The organism is Actinomyces acetigenes (assembly GCF_031296635.1).
GTDB lineage: Bacteria > Actinomycetota > Actinomycetes > Actinomycetales > Actinomycetaceae > Actinomyces > Actinomyces acetigenes.
In genome coordinates this window covers 1-20,895 of record NZ_JASPFC010000009.1, presented here as the reverse complement: position 1 = coordinate 20,895, position 20,895 = coordinate 1, and the positions used below count along the sequence as shown (strand labels likewise).

Genomic DNA, 20,895 nt, shown 5'->3' with positions numbered 1-20,895 from the left:
CGCGGATCGCCGTTGACGCGCTTCCTCAGGCGCGCTTGGCGAAGCGGTGGTGCTGCTCGACGTGGGGGCCGAAGTGCTGGGGACGATGCTGGCCGCGGGCGATGACCTGGTCGTCGACCCAACGCTCCCAGCGCGTGGCACGCTTCCTCTCGCCTGCAGTCAGTGGCGCGGCCGCGCCGGTGTTGAGGAGGTCATCGAGGATCAGGAACGAGGGCTCGGGAGTCTCAACGTCCCAGCCGATGATCCCCCACGGTCCTTCGGGACTGAGGAGAACCAGCGAGCGGTTGAGGTCGTGCAGATCGTTGAAGTGCTCGTCCTTGCCGCTCTTGGAGCTCCAGTACCAGCGTGCCAGTCGGAACGACTCCGACACCTGCGTCCAGCTCCGATAGCGCTCCCGCAGCCCCCGATCCAGGATCGCAAGCGTGTCCCAGGTCTCCTCCTCGGTCAGCCAGCCCAGCGCGAACCCGCAACGCGTCAGCATGCCGGCACGGACCAGGTCCCAGGCGGAGAAGTCCACGTTTCGGATGTCCCGATCGTTGTTGAGCATGCGCTCGAGACGCCACAATGTCTCGGCCGCGTCTGAGGATGACTCGGCAGACTCTCGCAGCTCGTGGCGCTCAGCCTCCGCCAGGGAGGTGTCGACCCAGCGAGCCCGCTCCGCATCGAAGCCGCTGCGGTGGCCGGAGGTGATGAGCCAATGGACCCGGGAGAGGAGATCGGCGCGGGAGCACACTCCCCAGTCGAGGGAGAGCATGGTGCGCGTGCCGTCGAGATCGGAGCAGGTGAGCCGGTCCCACGGGTCCCGGCGGCACAGGGAGTACGGCGCGCAGATCGCCAGGAGCCGCTCATGGGGACCGGCGGTGAACTTCTGGGGCTCGGAGTGTCTGACGGGCCGATGATGCTCAGTGAGCTCATTCCATGTGGATTCCTCACCCCGGTGTGGGGCGGAGGATGCCGTATCGCGGCGCAAGCGTATTTTCTGATGGATTGATTTGGAGATCTCGACGGCGGCGATCACTCCAAAAGCTATCAGCGCGGCGGAGAGGAGCAGGGTCTGCAGGGACATGACGAGAATTGTGCAACATGTGAACAGGTGAGTGCCACATTGATGCACGCGACTCGATATCGGATTATTGAGTTGAATGCCTGTTTATTTACAAACTGTTAATGAAAGTTTCGAGACGCTTCATTCCCTCGTGCAGCTCGTCGCGGGAGGCAGCGTAGGACAGTCGCACGTGGGAGTGGGCCGTGGTCGTGGAGAAGTCCTGCCCCGGAGTGAGTGCCACATGAGCCTCCTCCAGGGCGCGGTGGCAGAAGGTCTGGGCATCAAGCCCCGTGGAGGAGACGTCGAAGTAGACGTAGAAGGCGCCGTCAGGCAGGACCGGAACCGGGAGGCCGATGCGTTGCAGCCCGTCGAGCACGATGCTCCTGCGGGCGAGGAGCTCTTGCCGGCGCTGCTCGCACACCGCGATGGATTCGGGGGAGAACGCTGCCAGCGCGGCCTGCTGAATAGGCGTCGAGGCGCACAGGAAGTAGTTGACCGCCAGGTTCTCGGCGGGGGTCACCAGCTCCTCGGGAAGGATCGCCCAACCCAGGCGCCATCCCGTCATCCCGAAGTACTTGGAGAAGGAGTTGATGACGATCGCCTCAGGATCGGCCTCCAGGACGGTGCGCGCTGGTGTGCCGTCCTCGCCTGGATCAGCCAACCCCAGGTAGATCTCGTCGACGATCCTCCAGGCGCTGCGTTCACGGGCCAGCGCGCAGATCGACGCCAGCTCCTCGAAGGGGATGGACGTGCCCGTGGGGTTGGACGGGGTCGCCAGGATCACCGCGCTCGTCTGAGGAGTCCACGCCGCCTCGGCTGCGGCCCGGTCCATCTGGTAACGGCTGGCAGGACTGGTGGGCGCCAGAACGATCCGGCCACCGTAGGTCTCCACCAGCTGCCGGTTGCAGGGATAGGACGGATCGGCGATGACGACGTCGTCACCGGCTTGTGTGGTGGCGGCGGCCACCAGCAGGAGCGCCGACGACGCACCCGTGGTCACGACGATCCGGGCAGGATCGACTTCGACGCCGTGCCTGTCCCGGTAGAAGCCGGCAATGGCCTCACGCAGTGCGAGCAGGCCCAGGGCGGGGGAGTAGGGCAGTGGTCGGCCGTCCATGACGCGGCACATCTCCTCGCGAACCGCGGGAGGGGCGCCGAAGTCGGGCTCACCCAGGCTGAGCTTGGCGATCGAGTGGCCTTCCGCCTGGAGGACTCCAGCGCGTTCACCAATGCTCATCGCATAGAAGGGCTGAGCGGCTTTGGCCCGGGCGGCGATCTTCATGACGGCTCCTTGACTCGAGGCAGGACAGGCCCAGTGTCCCCCTTCCCATAGCGGGAGGGCAAAGGTTTCGTGAGGGAACGGCGACGTTTCGAGAACCAGAGGTGATGGTTTGTATAGCGATGCTGTGGTGCCTCCGGCGGGACTCGAACCCGCACGCCCGTAGGCAGCGACTTTTAAGGTCGCGGTGTCTACCGATTCCACCACGGAGGCAAGACGTGCCCCGATGTTTGAGTAACTGGGGCGTCAGTACAACTCCGCACCATTGACTCTAACAACCTGATGGTGCTGCTGGACTTCCGAAGGAAGCTGGCCGCCGGTGAGGGCGGCCAGGTGTGTACCGGCCCCAATGTAGCGCATCCGCCGGCTACTGACGGGTCGGATGGCACGGTGGGCGATGCCGACGAGTCTGGAACCTCTCCCGAGCTAGATGCGGCAGAGTCAGAAGGTGAGCCCCTGCAACGACGATGCACCGCACCGGCCACTAGCGTGGGGGAGCGGCCGAACGGTGAGAGTGATGCGCCCGACACAGCGTCACGGTCGCCGCGCAAGGTTGGCCGCATCAAGCAGACGAAGTTCCGGCCGCTCACGCCCGAGCAGCGCCAGCAGGTGGTCGACCTGTACCGCGCCGGCGTCCCCGTCAAGGAGATCGTCCGGCAGACGGGTGTCAACCGCTCAACGGTCTACCGGCTGCGTGGGCAGGCAGGACTGGAACGCAACCACCACTTCACCGACGACGACCGTGCCCAGGCGATCCACCTTCGCCAGCAAGGCCTGACCATCGCTGAGATTGCCAAGCGGCTGGGCTTCAGCAGCATGACCATCGGGCGTCACCTGGCGGCTGCTCGCGAGGACTGACGAGAGCGGCGGTGAGCGTGGTGCCGCCATCGTCGAAGAGCGCCCAGAGCCAGCTGGGGCGCCGAATAGTCTTTGCCACCGACCAGCTTAAGACTGGTGTGCCGTCGTGGGCATCCCATCACGGCCGGAAAAACAATACCGGTTGTCAGGACAGTGCTTGAGAACTCGTTGCTGGAACGCCGACGCAGCACGTGCCCATTTATTTTATCCTCCTAGTGTGCCAAAATTGCTTAAAACTATTGACATTTAGACTGAAAAGCATATAATCATAGATAGACACAGTTGATCGCCGTGTCACCAAGAAATCTCCGGCAGGTAGTTTCTAGGCTACACCGCGGGAGATTTTTATTTTAGACTGATTTAGTGCGGTTTTCTGTCGAAGACAGACATGAAGTCTTTGCGCTTTGTTCGTATGTCTTCCTTGACTTGAACGCAGAAATAGCTGCCGTCTTTCGTTACACCATAGAACCGATAGAGCAGCATCCGCTGATCTTCGGTGCTAGCGATCGTATCTGGATTGATCTGAGAATTACGAAGCAGGTCAAGCGCTGCCTTATAGAAGCGAAGTCGCTTGGTGCGATCCTTCTGGTTCTTATCCATCAAATGTGTCCAAAACACGGAGAGAAATACTTTCTCGCCGCTGAAGTACTTCGACTTGATGTACGGCTGTCGTTTGGTTGAGTGCGCGATGACGTTGTATTCCTGGCGAGCACACTTCAGCACTTCGTTGTATGACGATCCTGAGAGTTGTGGGTATTTTGTATTATATACATGCATTACTCCAATCAGTATACAATGATTACATGCCTATGAGAAGGCCGCCAACAACACCATTTTCCAAAGAAGATAAATTCGATGGTTATGAGTCTGAATCTTGCAACGGTCGCTTCTCCGCAAACGCCCTGAGGTCGTCCAGCATTTGCGTTCCTTCGGTCATGAGGCGTGCGATGTACTCCTGCGGAGTGTCCTTCCCGAGTTCTTCCTCGAGATAGGCCTGTCCACTGCTGCCTGACGAATGTGCCGCAATGCGGGAACGCATCCTCTGGATTCTTTGCAGAAGACGGACGTCGCGTTCGGTATGTTGGTATGACTGAGCCTCGAGGAATTTTCTGAGTTTCGCGATCCCTTTATCGTTCTTCGTGTCCGAAAGGTACGAGGCCAACTTTTTCTCGTTGAGACAATCTACCAAGACGAGTGCAAGGTTTATCGACTGCGTGCGAAGTTCTGCATCGGTGTCATTGACGGGGATACGCAGGCGCTGAAGTACGCCAGCGTCCGGCCCCTCTGCTTTGCGATGGAGCCGCCATCCCCAGTGCTCGTCCCAAGAACTCTGTAGCTGGTTGTACGCCAGTTTAAAGCAGTGTTCTGGGTTTTTGCTGTTGGTTGGCTGGTTAAGGAATGCCCGACGAATAGCTACTTCACTCATTTTCTGTGTCGGAGGAACATTATAGGCAAGCCAATGAGTCCAGTGCTCTGATGGGATATCTCGTCCAATGTCTCCAAGAAACACCGATATGATGTCAAATAACTCGTTGTCTATTTTAACGCCCCACAGCTGGGAACACGATAGGTACCCGTCACTCACCGTGTACAGCTCGGAATCGTCATAGTATCGCTGGAGCACCTCCGGTTTGAAGAACACTGGCGTGAGGTAATGAGGTGCGTCTGGATTTTTGCCGAAGTAGTTGGCAAGACAATCTGGATCGCATGTGTACTTGACTGGCTTGCCGTACTCGTCTTCGCCAATGATGAACTCTGGGTAGTCCGCCGGATCGGCCTTGTCCCAGGGCCAGATTCCGCAGGTGTCTTGGGGCGGAGCGGGAATAATTCGTTTTGCTAACACTCGAGAGAAGACTCGTCTCTCTTCTCCTGACATCTGACCAACATTCAACGAGGCAAAAAGTAGGTCGATGTTGCTGTAGTGCTCAAACTCGAGATCGGAGAACTTAGTTGAGTTTTCGTTGCATGGCATGAAAGTAACGGAATCGACGAATAGAACTGCGTCGAGTTGCCGCGCAGCCATGTAGCGCTTTAGTATGGGTGTCCGTACTTCTATTCTTTCTTCCTGAAATCTGATAGCAAGATTTTTTGATCCGTCATTTTTGACTTCGTAGTAATTGCCGGACTTTGGATCCTGCCACAGGTTCATCAGGAGTCTGAATTCTTCGGACACTATCCAAGCGTCTGGTACAACGCCGTGAAATTGGTGAAAGATAATCAATGGTTCGAAGTCTGGCAGTTTATTGCTTCTCGTATACGAGATTTCATCTCCGCTAGTTGAAAATCCAGGAATTCCGTCGCCCCTCGTGAAGTCCCAGCCAGCGTCTGAAAGAATTTTGTTGCGCATTCTTGACTGAGCAAACGCCATGTAGCGACCGCCGTTGTTATCATTGTCGAGGTGCCAGTAGTCGTACACGACTGTCCACGGGCCATCGCCATTGATGAAAGCGGATTCGATCATCCGCTCTTGCTTGAGCCGATCCCGTATCTGTTCACGTTCGTCGTCGTCCAGTTCGCTGTGCTTTGTCATCGTGATTCCTTTAAATCAGTTGCGCTTTGCCCGGATGGCGCGTTGTGTGCGGGAGGACTGTCTGTCTTTGCAATATCTTCAACTGCTTCGCCAATTACTGATTCTTCTATTATGCGAGATTCGTGAGGAAGTGTAGCGGTCTTCAGGGCTGTTGTGCTGGAAACGATCTTGTTCGCGTCCGACTGTTTGTCTGACTGCCTGAACCAGAGGCACCAGCACTTTTCGCAGTGCCGATAAGTCGTCATCGTCGGTGCGAGACGTTTGCGTTGATGTGCGACGTGTTGTGTGATGTTATGACTGCATTTGCAAACTGGCTCTACGGTCAAGAGCTGTTTTCTGCGGTTGATCCGTGTTTTCTTGCCGAGCACGACACTCCCATCGCCGAGGAGAGCATATGGTACGAGCGGTAATGGCCCGCCTGGCCTGCTCTTGTCCACCCATTCATAGTATCTTTTCCTGATTGCATCTTGACCTTCAAGTTTGTAGGCAGGAAGTCTGTTGCACGATGGAAGTGGCTGTGGAACGACGAAGTATAGATTTCGGCCAGGTTCGCAGTTTTTATTGACTACAGCCGATGCAGTGCGGGTAGATAGTGACTCTCTTAGATTTCTTTTTGAACTAAAGCGTTTAGTAAGTATAGATCGCAGCGGCCGTATTCTTGCTGGCATGGAGCCGATTGTGGCGATGTGGTGGTCGATAGACCCGAAGTTGGTGACATGAACACAAAAGCCTTCATTGTCCGTCGTTGGTTCAAGGAGAAGACGTAGCCCTTTTGGTGAGAAATATCCTTTTACAGCTCTCCATATTCCATAGTAGATGGATGATAGTCCAAAGATCGTGCTGACAATCGTGGCCCAGTTGGCGGCTGTATTCAGCATGACCGTCCTGTCTGCTTTGGGGGAGCACAGACCAGTGGTGGTGCTGGTGGCCTGCGTGGGAAGAGTTGCCGTCGCTGACCAGCCTGGCGTCATCGCGTCTGTCTGATCTCATACGGCGACCCCATCATCGTACGTTGCCTGGTGGTGACATCCCTGCGCCTCCGCGGCTGACATAGGTCGCACTCTAGTAACGGTGCGAGGCACATCCATCGTCATCCGCCGTACCTTGGGGGAAGCGTCCCGTCCTTCTCCCTACACCTCCAACCCACTCACCAACCCACCGGCGTCGGTGTCGAGGGCGGTGGCGATGCGGAGGATGTTGTGGAGGCTGAGGTTGCGTTGGCCGCGTTCGACCTGGCCGATGTACGACCAGTGCAGGGTGGTGCGCTCGGCCAGCTTCTCCTGCGACAGACCCAACTGCTCGCGGCGGGCGCGCACACGCCGACCGAACTCACCAGTGGCTGGTGAGAGCGGCGGCTTGCGGTCTGTGGGCACGGCTCCATCTCAACCGGCCGAAGACTCCCAATCCAGAGACTATGTATCTCAGGACGATGTATCCTGTGTCTGTCCGTGGCGGTCGAGTAGGTAAGGAGGTGAGCCTGATGGACGGTGGAAGCTGACTATCCCTAGCAACTATCCCTCTCTCGAGGAGGCGACTGCCTCAGGCTGCTTGGTCTGGGGCAGCTCGTCGTTGGTTGCCCAAGTGAAGGCCACGCCAGACCGGGGGAGGAGCCAGCTAGAGGCCTCGACTGCGATGACCTTGCCCGGTACTGCTTCAGGTGAGCGAGTGATACGAGCGGGTGGTGTCGGCGAGATGGTGTCACTGACCTGGACTTCAGCAATATTGGTGTCTGTGTAGTCCAGGCGCAGTGACCAGCCCCGTGTCGGCTGCGCGACGGCGAAGTACAGCCGGTGACTCCACTGCGGGGTGATGGTGCGGAAAACCTGGCGGATACGGACTGGCTCACCGCTCCTGGCTTCTTCGTCCAGGTCGACGCTGTAGGTCTGGCCGGTAGCACGGGTACTGCGGCGGATCGGCTGTGGCCGGCCATCGACGGTCAGCTCCAGCAGTTCGTATGCCTCCCGACTGCGAGCGTCCATGCCAGGGCGCGGTGCCATGAACCACGTGGAAGTGGCTGGGACGTCCTGGCGCAGCTCGTTGTACTCAGCCTGGTCGGACACACACGCGAAGCGCCGGGTAGCACTGCTGGGCACGGTGGTGTACTCCCACTCCACGGTGACGTCCAGCAGAGGAGTACCTGCGGTACTCCTCTCTACTGCAGTAGAGAGCCGAACGCGCACTGCCACGTCGTATCACCGCTCGGCGGCGCGGATGGCTTGGTCGCGGATGTCGCGGTAGATCTCGCGGGCGAACTGCTCGTCGTCCAGGCGTAGGGCCATCACGTTGGCTGCGATGTCGTCCAGCAGCTCCGGCGTGGCCACACGCTTCAAGTCCTCAGGGTGGATGGCGAAGCCCTCCACCACCGCATCACGCATTGCCGGAGCCTCCTCGCGGATGATCTGGCGGAAGCGGGCCAGCGTATGCGCCTCTTGATCGCGCCGGAAGGTGTACTCGAAGAACGTCGACAGCAGCCCTGCACCAAACAGCGTCCCACCCAGCTCGCCCAGCGGCAGGGCATGCAGCCACTGCCAACTTCTCAACTGTAGTGGGGACAGCCAGGCGTTGAGCATCATGAGGAGGATGCCGGCAAGCGTCAGGGAGACGGCCAGCAAGGCAGCTTTGAGCCGACGGAGGCGGTGGTGGAGAGAAGGAATGCTATCGGACATTACATTATTAATTTTAGCACTTTTATAATCCGGATAAAATATACTGGAACATAATTTCCTTTAGGTTGGACTTCCTGGATACTGGACAAGTTATACTGACTTGGAAGCGTGAGAAGGGTGCTCTGAAGTCGAGAAGATGCTCATCGCTCCTACAAGCAAAGCGCTAACGTAAATCGCCAACACAGTTGGCAATAGCCGATCTATCTGTCAAACGAGGAGTTGTAAAACAGTTGAACGATGATGGATACTACTGTCCGATTGATCTCAACGTTCCTTTTGTATTGACCGAAGGGCCTCCCGATTATAATTCGATTCCTTACTACTGGCGCCGCGTCTCGGGTGCAGGCTACTGCAAAGCCGCATACACGCCAATAATTGGTTCCCGAAGAAGTCTTAAAACATTTGGGAAACGGCCTGTCGCATTCGAGGCGCTACCTGAACCCGATAATCCGTTTGACCCCTGCGCGGTGCGGCTAGAGCTTAATGGTAGGAAGGCGGGATATGTGAACGCCGGTGCTGCGCCAAAAGTATATTCCATAGCACGATACTGGCAAATGCTAGGGAAGAAGTGTCTACTTCCTGGAATATTTTGGACAGACGCATATAAAGGATGTCGAGGATTTGATCTAAACTCCTGGGTAGCGCTTCCGACGGTTCAAGAGGTTAAAAATCACATTCCGGTGGATCTCATTATCCAAGAACTTGTCTCATGGTGGAAGAATGCCCCGCAAGATATACGCGATGACCTTGAAAAATCTTACTTCCATCTGTCTCACAAGGTTCATCGTCATCTCGTCGATAACCATCATCTCATTCCACACGTACCCTTAGAGGGAGCAGCTGAGGGGCCTTCGCCCTTGGTTGTCGACTGGGCGCTGGCCGAAATTCGCAGCATGCGCTACGAAGAGAAGGCAGCAAAACGAGCCTTGGAACGACAGCAGTTCGAGGCGGATGTTGTGGAAAGAGTTCGTGCAGGCATGAGCTATACGGCCACGGCTAGAGCTTTGGGCGTCAGCCCGCCAACGGTCTCGAAGATAGCAAAGAAACATGGAATCAAAAGCACCCGCAATGCTACTAACGCCTCTCAGATAGTCGAGCGGTGCCGCACCGCGTTGTCGCTTCAATCATCAGGCATGTCTGTTGCCGAAGTGGGTGAAGCAATGGGTGTCAGTGCTCGCTCGGCCGAGAAGTTGCTTGGAAACGGCAGGTTCTATGCGTCGCCCAGTGACTATCCGGAGCGGTTGCGCTTGGCGGAGCACCAACTTCATGGGCAACTAAAGCATGACCTAGAGGTATCTGAAGATAAAGAACGGCAGGCACGTCGTGATGCGGCTATTTTGGCGTATTTGAGAACAGAGAAACCGCAGAACTGAGGTTGACGCAGGACGTAGTAAACTGAGCAATACAAGCATCGTTACTAAGAAATTAGTAGTAAAAATGAATGACGTGAGCAAAGAAACAACCCCACTGGGTGATGGCGAGACGGACAATGAAGCCTCTCGCGAAGACGGTGAATCCGTCGATTCGACGATGGATGCCATAGAAGTGGAAAGGGGTGATGGTGTTCGAATGGCATTGCGAGAGATGCAAGAAGCAATCAATGACGAATCTCATCCTCAACATGAAGAAGCGTTGAGACAAAGCAAGAAACTTGCTGATGCCCTGAAGCCTGCTATGCAAGCACTCAATAAACGTGTGGCAGAGCAAATTTCACGAATTAGAGTGCCAGTAAGTTTTGATCCTAAAGTAACCACACAAACCGAATCATTCAAGAAAATCGTTGAATCAGCGTCTCTGGTGACAGATATAATTCCAAAAATTTATAGAGACGATGCATCAGTGTCCCCAAAGTCGGCCATCGTTTCACCACCTATTGAGTTTCAACATAGGCATAACTTTGAGGTGGCACTAGATGGCATCGCAGACGCTGTTCAGGAGCGCGATGAGCGGGCCGAGAGGCAGGTCGAAATGGCTGCTGCCCAGTTGGATGTACTGCAGACGATGGCCGCTAATCTACAACAACTCAACCAGAAAATGGAAAGTGTGGATCGGAGAATCGATGAGAGCAACAAAAGTGCAGGAAAGGCGTCCGCTTGGACAATCTGTATCGGAGCGTGGACTCTTGCTATCACGATTGTTGGCCTCATTGTAACAGTCGTTCGTGGTTAATCACACTCGAAACAAGAGGATCAACTTTTTAACGTATACTGGACGCTGGGAGGTTAAAGGAACTCCTTGCGTTGTGTAGAGCGTGGGCTGGCAACTTCGTTGGTTATGACACCAACCTGCCAGGATTTAGGCTCCCCGCCAATTGCGCTTAACAGGCTTCTCGGGCATGGTCGATGGCCTAAACAGCTTGGAGTCACTCGCCTCCGCAAACCAGCCAATCCAGCGGTCAACAAACTCTTGCGGGTCTGCTCGGTCAAGCTGCTCGAGGGGCCAAGCAAGTTGCGTGCTGCCAAACATTCCCTCGAACGCAATCGAGATCTCCTCTGGCTGTGCGGCGTATGGCACCATTCGTTGATGGTTACGCCAATTCATAAACGCAAGTTCAAACCATTCAAACCGTCCCTCCTGCAGCGCATCGCAGTACCATAGGGAATGTGAACGGCCAGGATAGTCATTGTGAGTCGAGATTTGCTGCAGTTCGATACTGGCACAAGCGATCACCTCAAATGGCCCGTTCCATCGCTCCGGCTGGATTATTCGCGGGCCCACAAACTCGAGACGCGCCGCGGCCAACGTCACGCTTGAGATCGTGATCTTGTCACCAAGATTCGTCTGCTCGTCCCGTTGCTCAGTCTTTGCGAGAGGTGCGTTATCGACGATCGTGTTCTGTACCGTCGCGCGGAGATGCTCGAATGACTGGCATGCGTATTGGAATAGTTCTTTGCGCCGTTCCAACAACGTCTTGCGCTGCTCATCTTCGGCGAACGCTTGCGAACGCAGTGCCGAATACTGTTGCGAGACTTGCTGTAGCTGTTGTACGCCAGGACTTGCAGGAGCGTCTGCGGCGTGGGCGAGTTGCTGCAGAACCCAATCGGCGGTGGGGCGTGCTTCGGCCGCTTTGTAGAGGCACTGTTCGACCATGACCTGTAGTCGCGGCACCTCGATGCTCATATCCGGTGGAGTGGTGTGAAGGTGCTGCTCTCGTAGCGCTTCGGCGGTCTGTCCCTGGAACGGCAGGTGGCCTTCTAGGAGTTCGTAGGCCATCACCCCAAAGGCATATATGTCGGTGGATGGCGTTGCCCGTTCATTCCGCCACTGCTCAGGGGAAGCGTACGGCGCGGTGAAGCTAAACTTACGCGTTGCAACAGATGTTGAGGCGTCTCGATAGCGGGCGATGCCAAAGTCGCATAGTTGCCAGACACCGTCCGTGTAGAGCACATTATCTGGCTTCAGGTCACGATGAACCAGGTCTGCTTGTTGAATCTCTTTCAGCCCGTGCGCAACATCAGAGAGGATGGCAATCTTCTCCTCGAGGCTCAGAACATTGTCCGTAATGTACTGGCGGAGAGAATACTCAGCGCGCGGCATGATCAGGACGTACATGCCCTCATGCTCACCACTGTCCAGTACGGGCACCACATGGGGCAAGTTCGTTGAGGCTCCGATCAGGAGCTCGCGCTGAGCGCCAGGCTTGATCGAGACGAACTTCGCCACTGCGCGCTCGACGCCGTCCCTCCACGCCTCTCGCACCGATCCATACCCACCAGCGCCGAGTTTGTCGCCGACTTCCCAAACGTGCTGCTCAAGCTTCACCGTCACCATGGCTGAATGTTACCTGAACAGTGATTGACGGTTCCACACAGGTACTGCATGTGTCGCACAATACCTACCAGATGGTGGAACGTATCGGTTTGCGGCTGTGTGTTAACTACTACCCCTGATCATCGAGAGGCGCGCCCATGGGCAGCAACTATGTGACATCGGGGGACTGGGGTCGCACTTGAGCGTGCCAGTGCAGATAGCGAAACATCCGACATTACTGCTTCTGTGGTCAGTTAAGGAATTGCGCAGTATTTGCGAAGACTGTGGTTAGATTGGCCGCGAACTCCAGTGCCGTCTTGGCTGTTTTCTGTGCTTGCTTCCATCGGCCGGCATTTGCATCCGATTCCAGATGGTCTGCTAGAGACTGCGCTTCCTCCACTTTCTCTTTCCACCGGGGGTCTGATTGCAATGATCGGCAATCCTGACGAAGAGCATCGATGAGCCTAAAGATGTCCTGACTATTCAATCCCGTATTCATCTGAGTCTGCATAGCACCACGTCCGGCTATCTGGATTGTTCCAGTTGGATTATTAACTATCTGCACATCTCCATTGATGATACTAGCGCCAGAAGACAGTTTTTGCCACTGTTGTTCGCTAAGATAAACCTTTGTTGGCGGACGCTTGAACACATCCCAGGATAAGAACTGGAGAAACCAGCCTATTCTGTCCGGATCGTAAGCTTTGAAAAATAATTGCTTGTCGAGCAAATCTTTGAGGATAACGTATCTTTGCGAAGTATTGTAGTCTTTAGGTTTCCAGAATCCGGATAGTTTGACTATGGTATGCTTTTGTTGTGACGCGATATAAACGGCTTCAATTAGTTCGCTCTGAACGCTGCGCTTTAGATCGTCTGGAAGCCTACCTAGATTTTCTCGCCTTTTTCCCCACAGATAAGAGAATACTGTGAGCAGTAGAAATGAGACCAGAACACAAATGACTCCAATTATAGCAATCCAGACGACCCTGTTTATTACAGGAATCGTAGAAATTTTTGGGAGATCGATGTTCACAGTTTACTCCTCTGATGTAATACTCTAAAATGAGCTCGTTGATCAGATGAACAACGAAACGGGAATCTGGGTGTTTGGTGACATTATCATTGTGGCGGAACTATTCTTGTGAATCTAGTGAATGCTCCTGTCGGACGAGGTCTCATCTTTAAAGGAGTTCCGCACCGAATCGAAACCCACAATCATGACTGTACTCGTCATCACGTTGAGTTCCTATCAGTTTGCTCAGTTGGTCTGTCACTGCGATTCGAGGACTAGCGATGTCCCCTAGATGTACTGATCGGGAGGGTTGGTTGAGGGGGTGTGATCTGAGTCTTTGAGGTGAGGAGAGCGCCTTGGGCTGGTTGAGTGGGGGTGTTGCAGTTCCCCGTCAGCCAGACACGAAAGGTGCTCTCCTCATGTCCCACGCTAACGCAGCCCTGACCCCGCGTGCTCGTCTGAAGGTCGCCCGCCTGGTGGTTGAGGAGGGCTGGCCCGTCAGCGAGGTTGCTGCCCGGTTCCAGTGCTCATGGCCCACCGTCAAGCGCTGGGCCGACAGGTACAGGGCCGGCCCAGCCCATGACCGACCCGCTCCAGCCGCCCACGCTCGTGCCCTCACCGCACACCCAAGGCAGTGGTCAAACGGATCGTCTCGCTGCGCATGCGCCTGCGTGAGGGCCCCGTCCAGCTCGCTGCCCGCACCGGGGTCGCGGCCTCGACCGTCCACCGCATCCTGCGGGCCGCCCACCTCAACCGCCTGTCGTACACCGACCGGGCCACCGGTCAGGTCGTGCGCCGCTACGAGCACCCCTACCCCGGATCCCTTGTCCACTCCCTTGTCCACGTCGACGTCAAGAAGATCGGCAACATCCCCGACGGTGGTGGATGGCGCTACGTCGGTGCGCGCCAGGGCGCGCGCAACCGCGCCTCCACCCCCGGCAAGGCCCGTAGCCCGGCCAGCCGCAGACCGGTGATGGGCTACGCCTGCGTGCACTCGGTCATTGATGACTACTCCCGCGTGGTCTACAGCGAGATCCACGACGATGAGAAGGCCGATACCGCCGTCGGAGTGCTCCAGCGCGCGGTGTCATGGTTCAGCGCCCGAGGAGTCAAGGTGGAGCGAGTCCTGTCCGACAACGGTTCTGCCTACCGCTCCCAGGCCAACGGCAAGATCGAGCGCTTCCACCGCACCCTGGCCGACGGCTGGGCCTACGCCCGCCACTACACCTGCGAGACCCAACGCCGCCAGGCCCTACCCGCATGGCTGCACCTCTACAATCACCACCGACCCCACACCGCCACCCAAGGCAACCCACCCATCACCCGCCTAACCAACCTCCCCGATCAGTACACCTAGATTAATGACAGCCAAGAAAGTACCTGTCTAACTATCGGCCAAAGCGCCTTACCGACTATGCCTAGGAACTGAATAACAAACGGGTACGTAATAGCAGTGGCTTTAACGAGCGCTAACAAGAACAGGAGTTCCAACAATAGTTTCCGTCGTGTCGTAGGATAGAGTTTGAGGGCCCATCTTGGCAGAATTTCTGAGTGGATGTCTTTAAGGATGTAGGTGCGATTCTTGCCGTTAAAGATTGCGGCATCAAATGTTCCCCATTTCGCTCGGCGTATAACTCGCTTTTTCAATTTGATTCGCTTGCTTGGGTCAGGTTCAGTCTCATCTATTTTTGCTAGTTCGTCGTCAATGAGCTCGTGATAGTTGTCGGCTAGTCGCATGCGTGCTTCTTCGAATGCATCCGCTCTAAAGTATCCGATTCTCACAATTTGGATGAATGTGTGGAATACTGCGTTCAACCCGAAAAGCATTGCGGCGATATACAGTACAATCGAGTAATGATTTCTTCCCGCTACTGCCAGAGTACACGCCGTGATAACAAACATAATAGTCGCTGTGGCGACCGCTTTGCGTACTCTAAATAGTGCTTGAGACAGAACGAGGTGCTCTTCACCAACCACCAAGAAACCAAGCAGCAGAGGTAATCCGAGGGTGCTGACGGATGATAAACTAATCCCGTGGTCGGATTCCTGTGCCTTAAGTATATTGACAGTGAGAGCATATATGCTACATATTAGCAAACCTAATGTCGGCACCAAAAATCGTGACCGTCTACTACTCATACTAAGGCGTACTTGCCAAGAGGTTGAGGCTCCCTTGTCTCCACTTGCTGACATGGCTTCACTGCCAACGGGCCAGGTTGCGGGTAAGCCACAATCGCGTAGATCAACATTCCTCCGGTTATAGAGGACTTCCAATTTCGGAGTTGTTTCATTCAGATTGATCAGTGATCCTTTACCGCTCTTTTGCCTGAGCTTGTCATCATGTTTCACGTAACCGTAGTGTGTTGACCAGTATTTTGACGGATTATTTTCAATTGATGACCGATAAATCGGAAAGTTATTTTCGCCTGAGAATATTGCTATACTATCCACGACCATACCCTTGGGACAGATAATTCGAGCGTGAGTTCCTTCGTCCTCAAGGCCAAATTGTGGCAGGGCGAGCATATACTCTGTCCCAGTAAACAGATTTGACATTTGCCAGATCTTTCGATGTGAGTTGTCTCCTCCTTTGAGGCGATCATGTCGAGTGAGTGTAATGGTTTCGACAGTGTTGCAAACTGTTTTTCTGTACCGAGTAGTGGTAGTAGAGTTTGATTCATCCTCACAACAGGGTATTGCCACAAATAAGGGAAACGTGCTTAGTGATCGGATATATGATTGAGTAAGATTAGAAAGTAATTTAGAACCAGGTTGTGCAACTATTTTTTTGTGGATCTCGGTCGGAAGTTGTAATGCTATAGATAACTGGAGACGGGTTGGATCTATATTACTTTCGAACTCATGTTTCTGCATAGATTCTACGAGCCAGTCAAGCAACTTGGGTACCCATAGTCTGGCTTCATTAAAGTCTACCTCGTATTCCGAAATGCCATGCAGAAGGCGCCCGACGAGGATTGCTGCGCCAAGGATACTGTTCTCATGCCGACGAGCAATGGTGATATGGTGGCTTCCGGTACTAGATGCACTGGCATTAAGTGTAGGCGTTTTAGCGAAGAATTTTATGCAAGGGAGATAACATATCCTACCGACTTGATCGTAGCGTAGGCGAATTTGATTAACTGTGGAGTAATCAATATCCATAGCTAGAGAGCGTTTCGCTGTCCTTTCGCTTTCAAATTCGATGGTCTCAATTTGGCGACGTATCCACGACCTTTGCTCGTAGAGGTAGTGATAGTAAAGGCAAGATTTTATGGTATCCTTACCTTCTCCTAGAAGGTCGGAGGTAAGTATCTGCAAAGAAATAGAGTCCATTGGTTGTGCTGCAATTCTCGCAAACTTGCTCGTGGATCCAGAAATCGTTTTGTTTGTTGTTTTAGAATGATAAAACAATAGCGCCCCTTCGAATGCGAGTTTAGGGGCGCTAATGAAGGAGAGGCTTCCTTGGCGATGGTTCTAACTTGCTAGTGGAGTCACCTCTTCGGATTGAGACTCATCGTTGTCGTCAATCGCGTCAAGCATTCTTTGTATCCGGTCATGGTATCCCGGATCATTCATTTCCTTCAGCACCTGACGATGATCGTCTAGTAATGCTGGTGATATGGGGTACACGGATGGCACGTTGACAACCAAGTCTGAGCTACTATTTGAAAGCCCATATGCCACATCGTGGGCTACTCGTCCTATAGCCCAATAGCGATTAGGTTCGGTTGCTTTCCGATATTTCTCTAACTTTTGTGCTGTTCTACGCTCGCGAGCCTCGGTAAAAAGTGACATAACTTTTGATCCCGTTATTCGTGAAGCTAGTGCTCCAATAGTGTGTTTTACACGTTCACGCAAAGTGTACGTACTTACTTCTTGGCTCGAAGGATGTGTTTCGCCAGTGGAGCCAAACTGGCTTGATTGTTGAGGAAATCGTTCACACATAACCCATCTATCATACCATAGATTGGCTATGTTTGCCGAACGATTAATCAACTCAGGCGATAAATTAAGGGATAGGTAACACCTTCATCCCCCAACGCCGTGGAGCGGTATTTATGTCGTCCTGCCAAATCACTCTGCAATCGATGCTTTTGCGACGATGATCAAATGGCAGCGACTGTGGCCTTGTAGTGCAGGCTGACGTGGTTATAGTAGGCATTCGGCGGAAGCGGAGTATGGCGGTCAAGAGCCTCCAGTAGGCAAGCAGTGCCCCTGTCTGGTGTGTGGTGACCTTGGTGCCCATATCCTTCCGCCTTTGCGCTACTGCTGATGGATGGTGCCCCGATGCGGCGTAGCGTTCAACGCCGTTCTGCCGCGGCTATGTGTGAACCTTGGGGGTGATGCAGACAATATACCGCTGTGGGTCGGTAGAAACAGTAGGCCACACTGAGTCTGTGACATTATCAGGCGGAAGGGGCTGGTGATGTCGCAACTTCGCAGGTCATCGGCAGTTTTGAGGTACTTCGCGTTGTAGGAGTGCACAACCGATTGTCACGCAATGGTAACGATGAAGATGGGGCGCAACCTCGTGAATGCTCTCCTCACCACTCCCACCCAAACCCACCAAACAGCCCGCCGTGCACGTCGCGCTGGGTGAGGGTAGCGCGCTGCTGGGCGTCCAGGCTGGTGCGGTTGTACTGGTTGGCTGCCTGGGGGCGGGCAAAGGGGCTTGCCCCGGTGAACTGCCAGATGCTGGACGGCACCTCCCCGACGAAGCGCACCTGGATGGTGGCCAGCAGTGAGCGGGCGTGGAAGGCCCGGCTGGCCAAGGAGATCGGCGTGGTGGGCGCCTCTCCTGGCACCGGCTCGGCTCGGAAGGCGAGGTCGTAGCGCGTCGCGTCGTGCATCGGCGTGCGCTTGCCGGTGGCCGGATCGATGTGCCAGAAGTGGTCATTCCACCCAGCCCCTTCGACGGGACGGCTGTTGACGCTGAACTCCCCGCCCGGCTGCGCCGTGACATGAGCTGGGTAGGAGCGGGAGATGGTGACGAAGTCCAGCTCGCCAGCCATGTTGGCCAGCCGGTAGTGCTCCACCGTGCCGCGCCACTGACGGTGCTCGACCACGATGAGCGTGGTGGTCTCCTCATAGACAATCCCACCGTGCATCTCCGGCACATCCAGCACCAAGGGTGCCTGAGCATAGCGCCCGGCCACCAGGCGACTGTGCAGCAGGCGCAGCCCGACGTCCTCCCGCGAGGCGATCGTCTCCATGCTGCACCCCAAGCGGCTCGCCATCGCCCGCCGCCGCTCCAGCAAGCTGCCACTACCCACCGTCTCAGGACTAAGCGCAAAGGCCGCCAGCAGCACACCCACCAGCGGCTCGTCCTGCTCACTCCCGCTCTCACTCAGGCTGTGGATGGCCGAGACGAAGCGATGGCGTAGCCGCTCAAAGGAGTCCTCCAAACTGCCCCGGAGCACCTCATCGACGATCGGGGCGCGTACCAGCCGCGCCGCCGTAAACCCACCGCGCTTACGCAACCATGCCAGCTCACGCAGCAATGAAGCTGCATCATCGGCATCGAGACGAGCGCGGGACATGAGCAAGCCTCCTGGGGGAGTAGGGGCAGGACGTGGCGAGAGGATGGGCAGAGATGACGTCGCTGGGGCAGGGCAGCGACGAGGTGACCGAGGTGCCAGTACCGGTGCTGGCTGAGACGCCTGCTGCGACGGGCCTGCCGAGAGCGGCGACTTGGGCGTCGGCAGACGGGACGGGCCGCAATCCAGCCTAGACCGAGCGGCCAGAACAAACCAGGAGATAGAGCCGGGGAGCCGAAGAACAGAGGCGAGGTGTCTGTGCCTGGCTTGGCGGACTGGCTCCTTGCCGCCGTCGCCGCACTACCGACCGCAGTAGGGCTGGCTCGTAGCGGCCTGTCCGTATCAGTGGCGGCGCGTGAAGCCCGCTTTTCCAACTTTCTTCCAACTTTGACGGCACTGCGGCGCGGCCTGCCTACCGTTCTCACCAACGCCACGAGCCCAGGGCCAGACCGGCAGAAAACGCTGGTCTGGCGCGGCTCGTGGCAGGTGGTATGGCCCGCTCTCCCCAGAGCGGTAGCACGGGCCGTCGGCACGAGATGACCAGCCCGGCTGGCCGTCTTCTCTCTTCTCTTCTCGAAAGGACTCCTCTCATGGCTTCTACCAATCTCAGTCTCTTCTCACCCCAGCGCACCCGGATGGGGGTGGTGCTGGGCAATGGCCAGGCCCGGGTGACCAGGCGGGAGATCGAGCAGGTCGCCGCCCAGGCAGAAGTAGCGGCCCAGGCCGAGCAGGCCCGGGCCTTCCTGACCTCCCAGGTACTGACCAATATCGCCACGCTGGTCACCCAGGCCGAGGCCCAGACCCGCATCGCCCCGGGCGGTGCTCAGTTCTACGAAGCGATCATCACGGGGTATGCCCTGGGGGCTGGGCAACGGATCGGGCAGTTGTAGCCAAGGACGACGGTGGAGCGCGCTCGCTCTGTGTGCAGTGAGGCCACTACTGGGGCCGTGTCAACACGATGAGGAGCGCCGTTCATAGCGCGAGCCCGCAGGTGACAGGTGGTGCGGAAGCACTCCTGAGCTACCGGACGGCAGACATACCCGCACTGGTCGCCCGGTGGTGAGTTCCTACCTTCGCACCTTCTTTCCTTCTCTCATTTCTTTCTCTTCTTCTCATCTCCGGAGGTTTCATCATGACGGTAATAGTTGGGATCCTGGCCCTCATTGGTCTGGCGGTGGTGGGCGCAATTGGCTGGGCGTTCGGCCATGGGGTGCGTGACGGATTGGCAGTGTGGCGGGAGGCACTACCTGGCGGGACGAGCCAGCCGGTGCCCGTCGGCGAGCCGCCGCTCTCGCTCTCTGCCGCGCTGCCGAGCAGCTACCAGGCTGGTCAGCTGGCCGGTGAGGTCGCAGCCAGCTGGCGCTCCGCACACCAGGCGGCCAGAGCGGCTGGAGCAGCAGGCGCACCGGCCAGCTCATCCTGGGCAGCCGCCCTGGCCTTGGGCAGTGAGCTGAGCCAGCAGCGTCAAGAGGCCGGCCGAGCCATGCAGGCAGCAATGGCCCAGGTGCTGCAGGACAACGAGCAGGCGGTGCGGGACGGGGCCAGTGGGGGGAGCGACGCCAGCAATGGCGGGAGTGGTGCCAGCAGCGGTGGCGGTGTCACTGACGAGAGCAGCGGCAACAACGCTAGTGGTGGCGGCGTGTCGCCTGATGCGAGAGCTGGCGTGACGGACAGTGGTGACAGCAACGGCACGGCAGAGGGTATGGCCCGTCCTACCTGGCCGGCTCACGCGCCCTCGCGTCGCCCGCCGCGGCCGCGTCCCAGGCGGTGCACGCAGCAGCGACCGGCTCGGGCGGACGAGCGGCAGTCGTGAGCGTCGGGATTGAGCGGGCTCTGGCGGCCTGCACTACCCACCCGTCGGACTGAGTGCGCGGCACGACAAGACGTCCGCAGGTCGCCCTGGCTGGTCGCGTTGACGAGTCTGGAACGTGCGGCAGCCGTGAGCGTTCGGCTCCATTCCTCATCCATATGCTGCATCGTTTTCGCCCGCTTGTTGCAAAAACTACAGCACCGACTTTCGTGGCCACTAAATGGCGCGTGTGTCCATTTTGTTTCCTGGGGTGGCACCACAGAAACGGCTCAAGAACAGCGCGTGTCGCGTCGCTTCGCAATCTGAATTGGGAAGCCTTGTAACATGTGAGTGTTCGTGGAATGTATGGGATAAGGGCAACTTGCTGCCGACGCGCGAAATAGCTGGCAGCGGGCTCGCCCGGAGCAA

At 56.5% G+C, this 20,895-nt stretch carries 13 protein-coding genes, 1 tRNA gene and 2 pseudogenes; 6 read left to right on the top strand and 10 right to left on the bottom strand.

All coding sequences use genetic code 11. The features are described from left to right. Positions 1–25 precede the first annotated feature (25 nt). The 3 genes from RIV14_RS05060 to RIV14_RS05050 form a co-directional block, all read right to left on the bottom strand. On the bottom strand, positions 26–1,066 hold the full coding sequence (locus RIV14_RS05060; RefSeq protein WP_075371522.1) for a DUF1266 domain-containing protein: 1,041 nt from the start codon (positions 1,064–1,066) through the stop codon (positions 26–28). An 88-nt stretch (positions 1,067–1,154) separates the two neighbouring features. Beyond that, the gene (locus tag RIV14_RS05055; RefSeq protein WP_075371521.1) at positions 1,155–2,327 is read right to left on the bottom strand and encodes an aminotransferase class I/II-fold pyridoxal phosphate-dependent enzyme; all 1,173 of its coding nucleotides are present in this window, start codon (positions 2,325–2,327) and stop codon (positions 1,155–1,157) included. Between the two features lie 125 nt (positions 2,328–2,452). Further along, positions 2,453–2,537, bottom strand: a tRNA-Leu gene (locus tag RIV14_RS05050). A 69-nt stretch (positions 2,538–2,606) separates the two neighbouring features. Here RIV14_RS05050 and RIV14_RS05045 point away from each other — a divergent pair. Together RIV14_RS05045 and RIV14_RS05040 are read left to right on the top strand one after the other, a co-directional pair. Then, the gene (locus RIV14_RS05045; protein ID WP_256698894.1) at positions 2,607–3,182 is read left to right on the top strand and encodes a helix-turn-helix domain-containing protein; all 576 of its coding nucleotides are present in this window, start codon (positions 2,607–2,609) and stop codon (positions 3,180–3,182) included. A 363-nt stretch (positions 3,183–3,545) separates the two neighbouring features. Further along, entirely contained in the window at positions 3,546–3,863 is a 318-nt protein-coding gene (locus RIV14_RS05040; protein WP_178387802.1) for a hypothetical protein, read from the top strand. A 178-nt stretch (positions 3,864–4,041) separates the two neighbouring features. Here the strand turns inward: RIV14_RS05040 and RIV14_RS05035 are convergent, their stop codons facing one another. From RIV14_RS05035 to RIV14_RS05025, 3 genes and pseudogenes are all read right to left on the bottom strand, one after another. Then, positions 4,042–5,712, bottom strand: coding sequence for a hypothetical protein (locus tag RIV14_RS05035; RefSeq protein WP_075371518.1), 1,671 nt, complete (start codon positions 5,710–5,712; stop codon positions 4,042–4,044). A gap of 1,130 nt (positions 5,713–6,842) precedes the next feature. Further along, the gene (locus RIV14_RS05030) at positions 6,843–7,085 is read right to left on the bottom strand and encodes a helix-turn-helix domain-containing protein (protein ID WP_178387801.1); all 243 of its coding nucleotides are present in this window, start codon (positions 7,083–7,085) and stop codon (positions 6,843–6,845) included. 138 nt (positions 7,086–7,223) lie between these two features. Continuing rightward, positions 7,224–8,378, bottom strand: a pseudogene (locus tag RIV14_RS05025) (hypothetical protein). A 230-nt stretch (positions 8,379–8,608) separates the two neighbouring features. On the opposite strand from RIV14_RS05025, the gene RIV14_RS05020 reads away from it, so the two are divergent. Both RIV14_RS05020 and RIV14_RS05015 read left to right on the top strand, forming a co-directional pair. Beyond that, a complete protein-coding gene (locus RIV14_RS05020) occupies positions 8,609–9,751 on the top strand; it encodes a helix-turn-helix transcriptional regulator (RefSeq protein WP_143224165.1) in 1,143 nt (380 codons plus the stop codon). A 73-nt stretch (positions 9,752–9,824) separates the two neighbouring features. Further along, complete coding sequence (locus RIV14_RS05015) at positions 9,825–10,547, top strand: hypothetical protein (RefSeq protein ID WP_143224164.1); 723 nt, start codon at positions 9,825–9,827, stop codon at positions 10,545–10,547. Between the two features lie 126 nt (positions 10,548–10,673). On the opposite strand, the gene RIV14_RS05010 is transcribed toward RIV14_RS05015, so the two are convergent. Together RIV14_RS05010 and RIV14_RS05005 are read right to left on the bottom strand one after the other, a co-directional pair. Then, the gene (locus RIV14_RS05010; RefSeq protein ID WP_075371516.1) at positions 10,674–12,149 is read right to left on the bottom strand and encodes a serine/threonine-protein kinase; all 1,476 of its coding nucleotides are present in this window, start codon (positions 12,147–12,149) and stop codon (positions 10,674–10,676) included. Between the two features lie 229 nt (positions 12,150–12,378). Next, on the bottom strand, positions 12,379–13,161 hold the full coding sequence (locus RIV14_RS05005) for a hypothetical protein (RefSeq protein WP_143224163.1): 783 nt from the start codon (positions 13,159–13,161) through the stop codon (positions 12,379–12,381). Positions 13,162–13,559: 398 nt separating this feature from the next. Between RIV14_RS05005 and RIV14_RS05000 the strand changes: the two are divergent. Next, a pseudogene (locus RIV14_RS05000) lies at positions 13,560–14,497 on the top strand (integrase core domain-containing protein). Here the strand turns inward: RIV14_RS05000 and RIV14_RS04995 are convergent. Both RIV14_RS04995 and RIV14_RS04990 read right to left on the bottom strand, forming a co-directional pair. Beyond that, entirely contained in the window at positions 14,494–15,696 is a 1,203-nt protein-coding gene (locus RIV14_RS04995; protein ID WP_309324965.1) for a hypothetical protein, read from the bottom strand. The pseudogene RIV14_RS05000 and the gene RIV14_RS04995 sit on opposite strands and share 4 nt — an antisense overlap. 1,988 nt (positions 15,697–17,684) lie before the next feature. Further along, positions 17,685–18,680: a hypothetical protein gene (locus RIV14_RS04990; RefSeq protein ID WP_075371515.1), complete on the bottom strand. Its 996-nt coding sequence runs from the start codon at positions 18,678–18,680 to the stop codon at positions 17,685–17,687. A 587-nt stretch (positions 18,681–19,267) separates the two neighbouring features. Between RIV14_RS04990 and RIV14_RS04985 the strand changes: the two genes are divergently transcribed. Continuing rightward, on the top strand, positions 19,268–19,567 hold the full coding sequence (locus tag RIV14_RS04985) for a hypothetical protein (RefSeq protein ID WP_009233120.1): 300 nt from the start codon (positions 19,268–19,270) through the stop codon (positions 19,565–19,567). The last annotated feature ends 1,328 nt before the right edge of the window (positions 19,568–20,895 follow it).

What these genes read in the sequence shown, in the direction of transcription:
- RIV14_RS05035 (WP_075371518.1), bottom strand. Translation starts at nt 5,712, where the DNA reads ATGACAAAGCACAGCGAACTGGACGACGACGAACGTGAACAGATACGG.
- RIV14_RS05010 (WP_075371516.1), bottom strand. Translation starts at nt 12,149, where the DNA reads ATGGTGACGGTGAAGCTTGAGCAGCACGTTTGGGAAGTCGGCGACAAA.
- RIV14_RS05060 (WP_075371522.1), bottom strand. Translation starts at nt 1,066, where the DNA reads ATGTCCCTGCAGACCCTGCTCCTCTCCGCCGCGCTGATAGCTTTTGGA.
- RIV14_RS05055 (WP_075371521.1), bottom strand. Translation starts at nt 2,327, where the DNA reads ATGAAGATCGCCGCCCGGGCCAAAGCCGCTCAGCCCTTCTATGCGATG.
- RIV14_RS05045 (WP_256698894.1), top strand. Translation starts at nt 2,607, where the DNA reads ATGGTGCTGCTGGACTTCCGAAGGAAGCTGGCCGCCGGTGAGGGCGGC.
- RIV14_RS04995 (WP_309324965.1), bottom strand. Translation starts at nt 15,696, where the DNA reads ATGTCAAATCTGTTTACTGGGACAGAGTATATGCTCGCCCTGCCACAA.
- RIV14_RS04985 (WP_009233120.1), top strand. Translation starts at nt 19,268, where the DNA reads ATGGCTTCTACCAATCTCAGTCTCTTCTCACCCCAGCGCACCCGGATG.
- RIV14_RS04990 (WP_075371515.1), bottom strand. Translation starts at nt 18,680, where the DNA reads ATGTCCCGCGCTCGTCTCGATGCCGATGATGCAGCTTCATTGCTGCGT.